Origin of the sequence: Paenibacillus sp. FSL E2-0190 (assembly GCF_037992965.1) — a bacterium.
Classification (GTDB): domain Bacteria; phylum Bacillota; class Bacilli; order Paenibacillales; family Paenibacillaceae; genus Paenibacillus_AQ; species Paenibacillus_AQ odorifer.
On record NZ_CP150306.1, the window covers coordinates 4,776,128 to 4,791,360 of the forward strand.

Annotated in this window: 14 protein-coding genes and 1 riboswitch; of the genes, 6 read left to right on the forward strand and 8 right to left on the reverse strand. The window is 44.5% G+C overall.

Annotated elements, in window-relative coordinates; all coding sequences use genetic code 11:
• Nucleotides 1–240: 240 nt before the first annotated feature.
• Nucleotides 241–1,074: an SDR family NAD(P)-dependent oxidoreductase gene (locus NST25_RS21130; RefSeq protein ID WP_076302765.1), complete on the reverse strand. Its 834-nt coding sequence runs from the start codon at nucleotides 1,072–1,074 to the stop codon at nucleotides 241–243.
• Between the two features lie 156 nt (nucleotides 1,075–1,230).
• Between NST25_RS21130 and NST25_RS21135 the strand changes: the two genes are divergently transcribed.
• The 6 genes from NST25_RS21135 to NST25_RS21160 all read left to right on the forward strand — a co-directional run bounded on the left by NST25_RS21135 (nucleotide 1,231) and on the right by NST25_RS21160 (nucleotide 7,608).
• On the forward strand, nucleotides 1,231–2,187 hold the full coding sequence (locus tag NST25_RS21135; protein ID WP_340392415.1) for a YafY family protein: 957 nt from the start codon (nucleotides 1,231–1,233) through the stop codon (nucleotides 2,185–2,187).
• A gap of 121 nt (nucleotides 2,188–2,308) precedes the next feature.
• Nucleotides 2,309–3,559: a HAMP domain-containing methyl-accepting chemotaxis protein gene (locus tag NST25_RS21140; RefSeq protein ID WP_036676188.1), complete on the forward strand. Its 1,251-nt coding sequence runs from the start codon at nucleotides 2,309–2,311 to the stop codon at nucleotides 3,557–3,559.
• A 174-nt stretch (nucleotides 3,560–3,733) separates the two neighbouring features.
• A riboswitch (cyclic di-GMP riboswitch) is annotated at nucleotides 3,734–3,830 on the forward strand.
• 155 nt (nucleotides 3,831–3,985) lie between these two features.
• Complete coding sequence (locus tag NST25_RS21145; RefSeq protein ID WP_139330031.1) at nucleotides 3,986–5,626, forward strand: thiamine pyrophosphate-binding protein; 1,641 nt, start codon at nucleotides 3,986–3,988, stop codon at nucleotides 5,624–5,626.
• Nucleotides 5,627–5,636: 10 nt separating this feature from the next.
• The gene (locus NST25_RS21150; RefSeq protein WP_036676184.1) at nucleotides 5,637–6,005 is read left to right on the forward strand and encodes a carboxymuconolactone decarboxylase family protein; all 369 of its coding nucleotides are present in this window, start codon (nucleotides 5,637–5,639) and stop codon (nucleotides 6,003–6,005) included.
• A gap of 205 nt (nucleotides 6,006–6,210) precedes the next feature.
• Entirely contained in the window at nucleotides 6,211–6,561 is a 351-nt protein-coding gene (locus NST25_RS21155) for a hypothetical protein (protein WP_076127478.1), read from the forward strand.
• Nucleotides 6,562–6,615: 54 nt separating this feature from the next.
• A complete protein-coding gene (locus tag NST25_RS21160; RefSeq protein ID WP_076184028.1) occupies nucleotides 6,616–7,608 on the forward strand; it encodes a ketoacyl-ACP synthase III in 993 nt (330 codons plus the stop codon).
• A gap of 76 nt (nucleotides 7,609–7,684) precedes the next feature.
• Here NST25_RS21160 and NST25_RS21165 read toward each other — a convergent pair whose 3' ends face one another.
• The 7 genes from NST25_RS21165 to NST25_RS21195 form a co-directional block, all read right to left on the reverse strand.
• Nucleotides 7,685–7,900 carry a DNA-binding protein gene (locus NST25_RS21165; RefSeq protein WP_076184031.1) on the reverse strand — a complete coding sequence of 72 codons (216 nt, stop codon included), beginning with the start codon at nucleotides 7,898–7,900 and terminating at the stop codon, nucleotides 7,685–7,687.
• A gap of 14 nt (nucleotides 7,901–7,914) precedes the next feature.
• Nucleotides 7,915–9,408 carry a glycerol kinase GlpK gene (gene glpK, locus NST25_RS21170; protein WP_076184033.1) on the reverse strand — a complete coding sequence of 498 codons (1,494 nt, stop codon included), beginning with the start codon at nucleotides 9,406–9,408 and terminating at the stop codon, nucleotides 7,915–7,917.
• Between the two features lie 118 nt (nucleotides 9,409–9,526).
• Entirely contained in the window at nucleotides 9,527–10,963 is a 1,437-nt protein-coding gene (locus tag NST25_RS21175) for an ATP-binding protein (RefSeq protein WP_076127471.1), read from the reverse strand.
• On the reverse strand, nucleotides 10,964–11,680 hold the full coding sequence (locus tag NST25_RS21180) for a response regulator transcription factor (protein WP_036676174.1): 717 nt from the start codon (nucleotides 11,678–11,680) through the stop codon (nucleotides 10,964–10,966). It abuts the gene before it with no gap.
• Between the two features lie 76 nt (nucleotides 11,681–11,756).
• A complete protein-coding gene (gene ccsA / locus NST25_RS21185; protein ID WP_340392417.1) occupies nucleotides 11,757–13,019 on the reverse strand; it encodes a cytochrome c biogenesis protein CcsA in 1,263 nt (420 codons plus the stop codon).
• Nucleotides 13,016–14,701, reverse strand: a complete 1,686-nt coding sequence (locus tag NST25_RS21190) for a cytochrome c biogenesis protein ResB (protein ID WP_076192222.1) — start codon at nucleotides 14,699–14,701, stop codon at nucleotides 13,016–13,018. Before NST25_RS21190 ends, ccsA begins: the two co-directional genes overlap by 4 nt.
• Nucleotides 14,701–15,222 (reverse strand): redoxin domain-containing protein, encoded by a 522-nt coding sequence (locus tag NST25_RS21195; protein ID WP_038572444.1) that lies wholly within the window; start codon nucleotides 15,220–15,222, stop codon nucleotides 14,701–14,703. The genes NST25_RS21190 and NST25_RS21195 overlap by 1 nt, the downstream gene beginning before the upstream one ends.
• Nucleotides 15,223–15,233: the final 11 nt, after the last annotated feature.

Below are 15,233 nucleotides of genomic sequence, written 5' to 3' on the forward strand. Positions count from 1 at the left end.
ACGCCCTTGAGGTTACGGACCCAGATGACCTTATATGCAATAATTTCGCCTTTGAAGCAGGGTTTCGGACTCTAGTGCCACTATTCCTCAAGAAGAGAGCTAAATCAGGTGCTTTGCCTATCAATAGCGTCTCTGGGGACCGATAGCGTTCTAAACATACGAAAATGCTGCATTATAGATCAGCTGTGTCCTATACTGCTTCATACGCACATATGGGATCAAACAGATCAAGTTTGCTGTTTAGACTAAGAATGCGGGAACAGTCCGACCATCGATGTCTGTAAATCCATACTTTTCAGCCAGCTTAGCAACCTGCTGCGGTTGTCCGGTTATAGACATAACCTTAGGATCGGCTGCTAGAGCAGCGGCTGCTCTACCGATATAGGTTGTGGATTCAGTCATCTGCAATTCTTCAACCTCATGCCAATGCTCCTCATCCGTGTTCATGCTCTCCAACACCGCCTCTGTCCTCATCCAGCCCGGAGTAAGCGGAATAACTGCAATGTTGTCCTCTTTAAGCTCATTCGATAACCCGTAGGCCATACGCACAAGTGTATGTTTAGAAAGATCATAATAGAAATTTCCTAGATATTTGTAACGATCCCAAAAGGTTGTATGGATGATTAGACCGCCAGCTTTTGCCTCACGCATTAATGGTATTGCATAATAATTTGTTATCAACTGTGCCCTCACACCCGCATTAAACATATTGTCCCAATGCGCTGTAGGAAGCTCCCAGAAAGACTTCTGCTCAATAGGTAAATCGTTGCCGCCCCATACATTATTGACTAAAATATCAAGCTTTCCTTGCTCTGAAGCAATCTGGCGAATGACCGCCTCTGTCTCCTGATCTTTGGTATGATCACATCGTATGGCGCTGCCGGACCCTCCCTCCGCTTTTATTTCCCTAAGTACGTTATCAATGCTCCGCTTGCTATGCTCTGTCCCAAAAGCCTCTGTCGTTCTGCCCGTAATATAAACGAATGCACCTTTCCTTGCCAGCTCCAATGCAATTCCTCTACCAGCACCTCTGCTGCCTCCGGTGACCAATGCTACTTTTCCTTTTAAAGTCATGTTCTCAATCCTTTCTACACTTGTTTTTCTCTAATGTTCTGTATTTAATCCTTACCTTATATAGTATAATTCTTTAATATGACATCAACTGACATATATAATGTAATAATTAATTAAGAACTAGCCAACATTTATTAGGAGGAGGAGTGTCCCTTAATGAGAGCCGATCGTTTGTTATCCATCTTACTTTTGCTGCAAAATCGTGGAAAGATGACGTCCCGTGAGCTAGCCCAGACCTTAGAAGTGTCTGAACGAACTGTGTTTAGAGATATGGAAGCCTTATGTACAGCAGGAATACCTATTCTTGCCGAACGGGGACGTGAAGGGGGTTGGATGCTCACAGAAGGATACCGAACCTCCTTAACGGGTATGAAGCCCTCAGAGATTGCAACTCTGCTGCTGTCCGCAGACTCCTCAATCTTAAAAGATCTGGGTATACAAAACGACTTCTCTTCCGCCGTGCTTAAGCTGGAGGCTGCTTCCCCATCAAGGCCGAATAATCCAGCCAGTTACCTGAGCCAGCGCATTCATATAGATGGTGCCAGCTGGCACCCTTCCGACGAGACATATCCGTTCCTATCTGTCCTGCAGGAAGCTGTTTGGGAAGACCGTAAAGTGAAGATCACTTACCCACGGAATGACGAGATGAAGGAGCGTTTCATTGAACCTCTCGGGTTAGTCGCAAAACGTGGAGTTTGGTATGTAGTGGCACGAACCGAGGCTGAAATGCGGACTTTTCGCGTGTCGAGATTAATACAAGCTGACGCAACTTATGAATCATTTGTCAGACCTGAGGCTTTTGATTTAAAAAGCTACTGGGAACAATCGACTTTAGCTTTTAAAGCAGCACTGCCAAAATATGTAGTGAACTTAAAGGTGAATGAGTCTATTCTTAAAGAATTACAACGTGAAAGATATGTAACTATAACTTTAGTAGAACCCTCTGCTAATACTGGGTGGATGAACGTGGAAGCCGAGTTTAATGCTATAGAATCTGCCTGTCGTATCGTACTCTCTTTCTCTCCTTCAGTTATTGTTTTAGCTCCTATCGAACTAGTAGGGATGGTAAAGTCTGCTATTAAAACAATTTCCACAATATATGAGGAATTTTGACATGAATTCTAAATATCTACTACTTAAAGAAGATTTATGACACTTCTCTATAGACCAATGACCTATAAATCCCCTATAATAACACCATTACATAAAATTTAATAAGGGGGACATTTTACCAATGAGCTGGATGCACAAACTTCCGTTAAAACAAAGAATTGTTGCCGGATGTTACCTCGTTGCCGCACTGTTTGCTATTCCTGTCTTAGTTACGTTAATGATTCTAGGTCAATTTCTCGTAGGAATTATACTAGTAGTTGTTCTTGCAGGTCTGACTTTACCTGTTGCTCGCTTCGTGGAGAGAACGCTTACATCATCTTTTGATGATATTGCTAATGTATCTCACAGTATTTCAAAGGGTGATTTCACTAGCAGAGCGGACGAAAATGGTTCAATGGGTGACGTAAGCCGCTCCTTTAACACAATGATTGATAAGCTCAAGAAGATTCTGACCGATGCATCGCAGATCACCCGTCAAGTTATGGATGCAAGCCGCGGAATCGAAGATAAGAACCAGAACCTGAAAATTGTCATGGCACAAGTAGCCTCTTCTTCTACTGAGCTCGCTCTTGGTGCAAATGAAATATCTACGGATATCGCTGATATGACAGAATCCATTAAAGACATTGAGACCAAAGTATCCAATTATACGAACTCCACCAAAGAAATGAACAGACGTTCAATACATACCTTAGAACTTGTTGAGCAAGGGCGCCAATCCGTAGATACACAGGCTGAAGGCATGCGTAAAAACATAGAGGCTACACAAAAAGTGGCTGATACTATTGAAGCTCTCTCACAAAATGCCCGCGGGATTACGATGATCACCAAGACCATCACAGAGATCGCTGAGCAGACCAACCTGCTGTCACTGAATGCCTCCATCGAAGCTGCTCGTGCCGGAGAGCATGGTCGGGGTTTTGCCGTTGTAGCTCAAGAGGTTCGCAAGCTTGCTGAGGAATCTACGGCATCCACAAAAGAAGTATTCGGCTTGGTCCGCAGCATTGAGTCAGATATTAAACAAGCCATCGATAATATTGCCATCAATGAAGAGGTTGTGCAGGTTCAGAATGAAATGATCACTCAATCTGCCCATATTTTCGCACAAATTGTACAAAGCGTGCAGTACATTACCGAGCAAATCTCTTCATTCTCTGCGGAGAGTGATCTTATGCTAGAAAGTGCCTTGAAAATTTCCAGTGCAATTGAGAATATCTCAGCAATCACCGAAGAAACTGCTGCTGGCACGGAAGAGGTATCGGCGGCTATGAATGAACAGATTAATGCCCTGCAGTCTGTTGCAGAAGAAACGGAAAAAATGACCCAGGCCGTATTTAATCTGCAAAAAACCATTCATATCTTTAAATTCTAGTTCAAAACTATCAACTGCCACCTAAGCTGAGTCTTAGGTGGCAGTTTTTTTCGCGAGGTAAAACTTCATCTCTTGGACAAGACTTTCGTCAAATTTCGAGTTTTTTTAGCGGATTATGTTGACAAAAATTAATGAGGAATATATTGTAAAGGAAAATTATTCTTATCAACTATAAATTAATATTGGCAAAATCCTCGAAAGAGGATGACGCAAAACCATGGATCTACAGCCTCATTTTTTCTTTTGAGGCCATGATTGCCAGGTTGCAGAGGAACCAGGACGGCTGAACTATTGTTCAGTCTTAGCGGTGCCTTATGCCACCAACCTGTGCTTACTATAGAGCACAGGTTTTTACTTTTTGAGTATATTGATCTATCGTATCTATTCGGTAGATTAATAACTAATATATATCAAAAAACTTGTGAGGTGTTTCTTTTGAAGACAGTCGCAGATTACATGGCGGAAGCACTACGTAACCTTGGAGTCACCCATTCTTTTGGGATCATTGGCAAATCCATTTGTCCAATTGTTCTAAAGATGGTGGATTACGGTATTGAATTTATTCCCGGCAGACATGAAGCAAGCTCCGGATTCGAAGCAGCAGGGTATGCGCTGAAAACGGGTAACCTAGGCGTAGCATTTGGTACTTCGGGTCCTGGGGGAACTAACCTGCTTACAGCAGCAGCACATGCGAAAGCTAACAACCTACCTGTCCTATTTATTACCGGCCACCAATCCATTACAGAGCTTGGAATTCCTCAATGTCAGGACTCCACCTCTTTTCTGGCTGATTTAGCTGATATGTTCAGACCTGCCACCTTGTTCAGTAAATTGGTTGAACGTGGGGATCACTTTGGTACTATTTTTAATCATGCGATTTCTGTGGCCCTGACCAAACGGGGTCCTGTTCATCTTTGTATTCCTTTTGATGTACAAACTGAAGTATTGGAAGAATGCAATATAGTAATCCCAGAAAGAGAGTCTCTAATTAGTCAAGCTAATATCGATAGAGTCATCGAAGCTATTCAAGCTGCTAAGAATCCTTTGATTATTGCGGGTAAAGGAATTAACCGCTCCGGAGCACATAAAGAGCTTGTTCAACTCGCAGAAACTTTTAATATTCCTGTAGTAACATCTCCTGGTGGAAAAGGGGCTATAGTCTGGGATCACCCACTCTATCATGGTCCTATTGGCGTTGGCGGTTCGACCCACGGGGACGATTTATTGAATAAAAGCGATTTATTTATAGTGCTTGGATCACGTTTAAGTGATATGACCATCTGTAATCTTAAACGGGAGAATCATCCAGCAACTTTAATTCAATTTGATATTGATCCAACCTTTGTCGGAAAAATACTATTGTCCAAAACGATACCGGTCACTGGGGACCTGCGCGATAATTTGGTGCACTGCCTAAATCATATTGACCCAAGCACAATCACCAAACGTGAGGCTTTGGCCGATGCGGATTATTCAGAAGAGCTTCCAACCCTCAAGAATCTTTCCCTTGCTTCCGTAATGAGCACTTTAAGTGATTTGATCCCTTATAATAATTCAATTTTCGTTGATGATGGAAGTCATGGATTCCACGCTGCAAAATGGTACAAGGTTAAGAAACCGGGCAGCTTTGTTTTTGATGCGTATTTTGCTTGCATGGGTAATTCGATCGGCATGGCTATTGGTGCAAAAGTTGCAGCTCCTGAAGAAACTGTCCTCTGCATTACAGGTGATGGTTGTTTCATGATGCTCGGCGCTGAGATTAACACCGCTGTCTGCAAAGATATCCCTGTCATCTTTATCGTGGTCAATAATAAGCAACTAGATATGGCTCTTAAGGGTATGGAGAAAACCACAGGTCGTATCGATGGAACTCTATATGAAGTACCAATGGACGCCGTGAAATTCGCTGAATCTCTAGGTGCTAAAGGCTACAAATGTGAGACTGCGGATGAATTCACAGCTGCAATTAAAGATGCGGTAGCTCTAAACCATGTTGCCGTTATTGAACTACTAACAGACCGTGATGAAGTCCCTCCGACTGCACACCGTACTTTGAACCTAAACTAGGAGGCTAACCATGAAGGAAAATATCAACAGTGGTCTCAACCACTTCACGAATCTATCAGGAGACTATGGCGCAAAAGCACTAGCTCCAATTAAAGACCACTTCCCTGACTTGGCTGAATTTATTATGGGGAATGCCTATGGCGATATTTTTCAACGTAATACTATAGCCCCTGACTGGAAGGAAATCGCAGTCATTTCATCTTTAATTTCAATGGGTCAATTCGAACAGTTGGGCGTTCATTATGTCATGGCCCTTCGTGTTGGAGTCACCGTAGAACAGCTTAAAGGTATTCTATTACACTTAGTACCCGTTATAGGGGCACCTAGAATCATCACAGCTTTTAATATCCTGCTTGCAACCATAGAAGAAATCCAATAACCCAACAGTTCGACAACAATATACAAAATTCGACTTTATTATTGCATATACTTGAAAAATATGCCTATAATAGAGTCGGAATATCCCATTACTTGCTGTATAGTGTCGAATTTTGACTTTTATAAAACAGCTAAATGGATATACATGGCTGGATATTGCAGTCGAACTGTTTTGGACAAATTCAATCTATGGGAGAGATTTAGGCATGGGAAGTTTCGTTTTGAAGACAGACACTACAAACAAGGTTATTAACATTGAGTTAGATGGAACATTTTCTGAAGAAGATGGTCTAAAATCTATTCAAGCTTATCAACAAACTATCAATCCAATTACTCCAGCTGACTATGAACTAAAAATCGACTGCAGAAAGCTAAATGTAACTGCACCAGATGTTGTACCTCTTTTAGAAAGCTGCTTTGTAATGTTTAAGAATGATGGATTTGTAAAAGTAAATCTAACGCTTGAAAATAACCCGATCCTCAAAATGCAGCTTTCCCGTCTTGGCCGTAAAGCTGGACTCGATAACATCGAGATCATTTCTGCGGTTACAGTCTAGATCTTTTAGTCTTAATATGTAGGCCACATTTTACTGCTTTCCTGGAGGCGTATTATGACCGGAATTCGTATTAAAGGCATTGATATCTATCATCCCAGCAATATAGTTGGTAACGACTTTTTCATTAAGCATTTTGACGAAAAAGGCATTGATATTCGAGGTCTATTATCCGCATTAGGTCGTATTACACGGTATAGTATTAAGGATGCGGATGAGAATTCCCTTACGATGGCTTTTGAGGCTGCCAGGAATGTTCTGGAGAAAAGTAGTCTCACAGGTGCCGATATCGACCTTATTGCCTATGCAAGTCAAACTCCTGAGTATATCTTTCCTACCAACTCATTAATGATTCACCGTTTGATCAAAGGCGCATCCCATACAATCTGCATTGACAGCAATGCTAATTGTGCGGGTATGACGGCTTCTGTGGAACAGGTTAGCCGTCAGATGCAAGCGAATCCTAGGATTAAACGAGCGTTGGTCATCGGCTCCGATTATGTAACCCCTCATGCCGATAAGAATGATCCAGTCTACTACGCTAACTTCGGTGATGCAGCGGCGGCTGTCATTCTTGAACAGGCTGAGGATGTAGTCGGTTTCATTGACTCTATCTACCAAACGGATCCTTGTGTTTGCGATAATTCCAAATTCCCGTGCGCAGGCCTGGCTAAACTGGGTAAGCAAGGTGTAGCGGCTGGAGAGTTTAATGTGAAGTTTATTCCTTTTGATGATTCCATTTGCATAGATGCTGCTTCTGAGTCTATTCGTACTCTACTGTCTAACAACAATATCGCGCCTGAAGCCATTAAAGCAGCCTGCTTCTCACAGTTTTCATTGCCTAATATCTTAGAGATGTGTGAGAAAGTCGGCATTGATCGCAATGTAGCGGTATACATAGGGGATGAATTCGGATATACCTCTACCAGCAGCCCATTTATTGCTCTACATAAAGCTGTAACTACTGGAAAGATCGAACGTGGTGATAAAGTCCTGTTCTGGACAGTGGGCGCCGGTTGGCAAAATGTAGCATTTGTTATTGAATATTAGGAGCTGTATAACAAAAAGCGGCAAGCTAGGGATTCACCTAAGCTTGCCGCTTTTTAATATAAATATGAACGCAACATCAGGACTTACTTGCAAAGGTGAGCCCCTTTTCCGCGAGAGCACTCCGCAGTAGAACGATCGCCTTTGGCCCCAATCCATGTAGCTGCAGAAGCTCTGCCTCCGTAAGCTTGCTGAATTGTTGAAGCTGAACATATCCAGCCCCATGCAGGGCTCGAAGCGCCGGCTTAGATAGTCCGCCCGGCAGATCAGATTCGGTTCCGTTAACCATAGACATATACAGCCCCTTTATCACTGATATCCTTCATGCTTCTCCCAACCCATGGTACGCGCTACAGCGTCCTTCCAGGCGTTGTAACGACCTTCCCGCTCAGTTATACCCATCTCAGGCGAGAAGACCCTCTCAGCCTTGTTGAAGCTCTCTAGCTGGGCACGTGTCCACACTCCGGATGTTAACCCGGCCAGAAGCGCCGCACCCAAAGCTGTTGTCTCCGCATAGGTTGTTCTAGTAACCTCACTGCCCAGGATATCAGACTGGAATTGCATCAGCAAATCGTTACGCACAGCTCCGCCATCCACACGAAGGCCGGTCAATGGCATGCCTGCGTCTTTTTCCATAGCTCCTATTACATCTCTAGATTGAAAGGCTAAGGACTCCAATGTAGCTCGTACCAGATGTCCTGAGGTAGTGCCTCTAGTAAGGCCAAATATGGCTCCACGGGCATACATATCCCAATAGGGTGCCCCCAGTCCGGTAAACGCAGGCACAACGATAACCCCTTCACTGTCCTCTACTTCCCGTGCTTTATCTTCTGAGCCTGCTGGATCCTCTATAAGACCAAGCCCCTCCTGCAGCCACTGAACGGCCGCTCCGGCCACGAACACACTGCCCTCGAGAGCATAATAGAGTTCATCTCCCATACCCCAAGCTACAGTGGTCAACAAGCCATGGCTGGAGGCTACAGCTTCTGTGCCTGTGTTCATTAGAATAAAGCAGCCTGTACCATAGGTGTTTTTGGCACTGCCGGGTTCTAGACAAGTATGTCCAAACAATGCGGCCTGTTGATCTCCAAGTACAGAGCGAATTGGAATGTCCGCCCCGAACCACTGTTTGTCTGCTACTCCAAATTCGCCACCAGACATTCTTACTTCTGGCAGAATGGCACGCGGAATACGAAGCTCTTCCATTAGCTCTTCATCCCAGCACCGTTCATGAAGATTAAACAGCATCGTACGTGAGGCATTGGTAACATCAGTGACATGTACGGCTCCGCAAGTAAGTCTCCAAATTAACCAGCTGTCGATCGTCCCTGCTAGAAGTTCCCCACGATTCGCCCGTTCTCGGGCGCCATCCACATGATCCAGTATCCAGGAGATTTTGGTAGCTGAGAAATAAGCATCTACAACAAGGCCCGTCTTGCTCGCTATAACTTGCTCCAGCCCTTTACTTTTAAGTTCTTCACATTGCTCTGCAGTACGCCTGTCCTGCCACACAATCGCAGGGTATATCGGTTTGCCCGTTATTTTATCCCAGATTAAAGCTGTTTCTCTCTGATTGGTTATTCCGATGGCAGAGATCTCCTCAACTGCTATGCCACCCCGCGCAATCGCATCTCTTGCCGCTGCGAGCTGTGACGCCCAGATTTGCTCAGGGTCATGCTCTACCCAGCCTGGATGGGGGAAGGATTGTTTAACTTCATATTGACCTTGTGAGACCCATTTAGCCTCCGTATCGAACAATATGGCTCGTGAGCTGGTAGTACCTTGGTCTAAAGATAAAATCATTCTATGCCCTCCCAAGCAAAACCTACAAGATATGTTCCACGATGAACAAGATTAATGTGTTTGTTTCAACAAAAAGCACCTCTGCTGTCAGAGGCGCTATCACACATTGTGTTTGGAATTACTGTTTTTCGACAGGAAGTCTTAGCGTAAAGGTTGTACTTTCGCCTAGTTTGCTTGAAGCTGAGATGGTCCCGTGATGCGACTCTACAATATTTTTAACAATCGCAAGCCCAAGTCCCGTTCCACCTGATTCTCCCCGTACACGCGCCTTATCAGCTTTGTAGAAGCGGTCAAATATATACGGCAGATCCTCTGGTGGAATTCCAACCCCTTCATCCTGAATTTTAATCTCAAGATAACGACGGCCTTCTAATACACAAGTTCCTGTATGAACCGTGATTTTTTTGCCACCCTGTGTGTGGCGAAAAGCATTATCAAGTAAATTGGTTAAGACTTGTTCCAGCTTATCCTCATCCGCTGCCTTCAGAACAGCAATATCACTCTCTTGCTGTAAGTGAAGATGGATATCGCGCTCTTTCGCACGTACAGAAAATTTACGGTAGACTCGTTCCAGCAGTTCATTCATGTCCACCTGAGCTTTCATCATATCCGTATGTCCGGCTTCCATTCGGGCAAGATCAAGCAAATCCTTAACCAGACGCCCCATACGCAGTGATTCGTCATGAATGACCTGGATCAGCTCACTGCTTTCTTCGGGGGATGAAGCCATCCCGTCCAATAAAGCCTCACTGTACCCTTGCATCATCGACAATGGAGTACGGATTTCATGGGAGACATTAGCTACGAAGTCTCTGCGCATCTTTTCCAGACGCACCTCTTCCGTCACATCCCGCAGTACAGCAACTACTCCCCGAATGCTGCCTTCAGAATATAACGGTGCCATATGAACAGACCAGACGCCCTGCCGTACATGTACATTGGAGCGGTCATCGCCACCTTGCTTCAAGGTGCTTAAAAATAAAGGACGCAGGGGAGGTGGAACACTACTCTCAGCCGTTTCGGGATGAAGCTCAGCATCACTCGCATGTTCCCACTGCAAATCGCTCCAGCTCTCTAGCAGAGCTTGGCCGTGCGGATTGGTCAAAATAATCTGCCCTTCAATGTCAAAGGTGATCACAGCATCGCTCATACTGCGCAGTACGCTAGACAGATGCCCCTTCTCATGATGCAGACTGCGGATATTCTCTTCAAGCTCCTCAGCCATATGGTTAAAGGAAGTCGCCAACTGGCCAATTTCATCACTTGTGACAAGCGTAAGCCTTGTTCCGTATTCACCCCGTCGAATGTTATTCGCAGCTTCAATGACACGCTGCATCGGCTGAGTGATTTTGGTAAACAAAAACAACGCAAAAAATGTCGTCAAAGAAAATCCGATCATACAAGTATACATAAATAAACGTTTGATATCTCCGGAATTGGCAAAGTTACTGTCTATGTAGGGAAGCAAAAATAACCCCAAGGTAATAAGCACGACAGCGACCAGGCAGATGATCGTAACCCACAGTTTGCCGACAAGACTTCTCCAGAAGTTCACTTATTTAGGTACCTCTAGTTTGTAACCTACGCCCCATACGGTCGTAATCATCGCTGCAGATTCCGGTGATACTTTATTCAGTTTTTCACGAAGACGTTTTACGTGAGTATCTACAGTACGCAAATCTCCGAAAAATTCATAATTCCAGACATCCTTAAGCAGTTCTTCACGAGAAAATACTTTATCAGGCGAAATAGCCAAATAATGCAGAAGTTCATATTCTTTAGGTGTCAAACTTACTTCTTCACCACCAGCAGTCACACGGTGAGCATCATGCTCAATAATAAGATGAGTAAATACAATGTTATTGCTGGAATTGCTCTCCTTGGACAAGAAAGCAGTCGCCGAAGAACGGCGCATAATAGCCTTCACCCGGTAAATGACTTCACGTGGACTGAAGGGCTTCACAACATAATCGTCTGCGCCCATCTCAAAGCCTTGGACACGGTTGATCTCTTCGCCTTTAGCTGTAAGCATTAAGACCGGTGTTGACTTCACTCCTCTGAGTCTTGTCAGCACTTCCATCCCATCGATGCCAGGCAGCATAACATCCAGCAAAATTAGACCGTAGTCATTTGCTGTTGCTTTACGAAGAGCGATTTCTCCGTCTTCCGCTTCATCGATTTCATAACCTTCTTTTTCAAGATACATCTTTAGCAGGCGGCGAATGCGTTCCTCATCATCCACTACCAGAATTCTGTTTAAATGATCTGCCATTTCACTACAACCCCTTCATCAATACAGTAGAACGTAACCTTTAAACCATTGTGCAACGTTAACAGGTAAACTATGCTCAGTCCGTCCCCGCGTAAGAATGAAGTCCGGCGATGACTAAATTAACGCCAACCAGAGTAAACATTACGACCAGAAAGCCAAGCACAGCCAGCCAGGCAGATTTTCTTCCTTGCCATCCACGAGCCAAACGTAAATGAAGATAAGCGCTATAGAAGAGCCAAGTGACAAGCGCCCAGACTTCCTTAGGGTCCCACCCCCAGAATCTTCCCCAAGCGATTTGCGCCCATATCATTGCAAAGATCAAAGCGCCTAATGTGAAAATAGGAAAGCCAATGGCTATCACCCTATACGTAATCTCATCTAGATCGCCCTCATCAATTCCGTCCATCACTGGGTGTAAAGCAGTGCCCAGCGGTTTACGTACGATCAAGCGAAGAACTCCGTAGAGGATTAATCCGGAAAGGAGTGACCAAATTACAGTATTAAACTTCCGTCCAGCATTTACACCATTCATCCAAGATGGTGCCTCAAAGAGTGGTTCTTTTATGCCAAGAAACGACTGGAAGCTCTCAATTTCGCTATTGTGAGGTGCCACAATCGGCGGCATTCGATAACTCACTTTCTCTATTGTACTATTTTCCTGCCCGGGGCTGTCAATCGTAACGTTCGGACGGACAAAAACAGTTTCATAGCCTGCTCCGCGGAATGCAAAAACAGAACCCAGAAACCCAATTATAACAATGATTGAAAAGAGAGTAAATTCGACCAGCCTCTGTTGCTTGCGATCCGCCTTCTCTTTACTGGAAAAATTGACTGTTCGCAGCAGATACATCAGTCCCGCCGCAAACCCTACTGCGAAGAAGGATTCACCTAGTGCAGCCAGTGTTACGTGAATCTTTAAGTAGTTCGATTGAAGAGATGGAATCAGCGGCTGTACTTCCTGTGGAAATACTGCGGCATAAGCCATCACAATAATACTGATTGGAACTGCAAAAAGACCCAAGATTACCTTACGATAAATAGCGTACATCACAGTAAAGGCAACCATCACCATCATCGATAAAAAAGTCATGAACTCATACATGTTGCTGACCGGAATATGCCCTGAGCCCGCCCAGCGTGTAAAGAAATAAATAAGATGAAAGATAAGACCTATTGAAGAGAAAATAAAAGCAATTTTGCCCCAACGTGCGGTATGTTCCTCCGGCTTGCGGCCTGACCACTTGCGACCCATGATGGCGATAGTGAATAACATAAACGAACCGCTGTATAATAAAAATGCGGCAATAAAGACAGCGCTGCTGATGTCGAGCAAGCTCATGAAAGGCCTCCTCCATTATCTAATGATTTTTCATCGACTACCAGATCTACTTTTTCTAAAATAGAAACGATCTCACGGCGGAACCCGAACCAGTTCTTGTTCGTATGTCCTCCGAGGATAAGCTCCCCGTTAGCAACGGTAAGCCAGATACGTCTATGCTGCCAGTAGAAGCCAAGCACTAAACCCAGCATCACGATTGCTGCACCTAGCCATACAAACGGCATTGCACGATCAATACGTATATTCAAGTAAGTAGTCGATTCCGAAAAATCAACGTCGCTCATGTTGTCCACTTCAAGCTCAAGAAATCTATTGCTCCCGCCAAGCTTATCGTTAATGGCAGCCTGTTGAAACTGCGCCTTATCCACCTGTTTAGGAAAATAGAAATACTGCTGCCCTTCCACCGGGAGATCCGGACCTTGTATCAGGAACAAAAAAGCAGGTGCATTCGGATAAGGTGATTTGGAAATCGGCTGACCCTCCTCATTTAGACCAAAATCCATATACTTTTCTTTCAAAGTTAAAGTATAAGGACCCGCCTGAATTGCCCGCTGAGGGTTCTTCATGTCCAGCTTAAATTTGCCGTACGCCTCGCCAGTGGTGGAATTCTTAAGCTCAGGCTGTACCGAACGCAGCACAGGGGTCAGATCATAATCAAACTGATACGCTTTCAATCCTTTATAATCCAAAGGTGAATTTACTTGGATATCATGTTTCGTCACCTCGGATAGCTGCGGTTCCTTCGAAGGGTCTCCACAATCCGCGGTGCATTCATAAAGCACAGCTTGGGTCTGGAATAGCTTTGGAAGTATTTTTTTGCCGCGAAATTCCTCAGGCATCTCTTCCTCCGTATAAAACTCCACGGTAAATTTCTCATTTTTCAAATAATAGGTGGTGTCCGGAATCTGTGTGATCTCCCCTTGCGGGAAAGCAAGATGCTGATCCATGTTCAGTCCCGGCAATCCTCTTGCTAATACAGCAAGTAAAAAAATAATTAAGCCAATATGTATTACATAAGGTCCCCAGCGGCTGAAGCGATGTTTCTCTGCCAGCAGAGCCCCTCCATCCGTCTTCACGCGATAGCCCTTTTTACGCATAGGCTGAATTACCCGGGCTACCCAAGCTTCTGGTTCCTCTTGTACTTCAGTCACTAACACAGCTTTTTGCCGAGTTAAGAACTGACGATGTTTCCGAATCTTCTGTCTGGTTAAGGCCTTATAGAGCGGAAGTACTCGATCCAAGCTACAGATCACAAGTGAAGCGCCGATCATTACGAGTAGAGTTACAAACCACCAGGATTCGTATGTATGTGAAAGTCCAAGTTTGTGATAAATATATCCGGCTGTTCCGTACTCTTGCTTGTAATAAACTGAGGCATCAATATTAAGAAAAGTACTCTCCTGCGGGAAAATCGTCCCCAGCATAGAGCCTATAAGTGTCAACACGATCAGGTAGATCGCTATTTTGACGGAAGAGAAAAAGTTCCACACCCGATCAATAATCCCCGGGTTAACGCGCTGAGATCGGCGAGCTACGCCATCGTAACGCATTTCCAAATTCTCGCCCCAGTCTGATTCCTTCCCCAACGGCTTCCCGCATGCTTCGCATAAAACAGTACCTACAGGGTTCTGGTGACCACATTCACATTTGGTATTGGTTATAAATGCCTCGCGTTCACTCATCAATCCACCAGCTTCCCAATTTGATCATCAAGTGAATTCAAATCAAGCTGGCCGATATGAATGTTGTCAATTTTACCCTTGGAATTAATGAATAAGGTAGTTGGCAGCGGAGAAATACCATAACTTCGTACAGCATCACGTCCAGTGTCCATCAAAATCGGAAAATCGATGTTTACCTGCTTCACAAAATTCTCGACAGTCATCCGGTCTTCGCCCACATTAATGCCTAAGACCACTACGTCTTTGTCCTTCCATTTCTCCCATTGCGCTTGGAGAGCCGGCATTTCTTTGACACAAGGTGCACACCAAGAGCCCCAGAAATTAAGCACAATAGTCTTGCCCTTATATTCGTCTAGGGTATGAGCCAGACCGTCAAGCCCAAGCAAATCAAAGGAAGGTGCTTTGCTCCCTTCCTCTGGTTTGCCGCTTCCCCCAAATACAGAGGAACCGATGGCATAACCGCCCACTATAACAATTAGAAACAGAATCACGATTTGAATTGGTTTTCTTGCTTTACCCACACGTAAAGCCC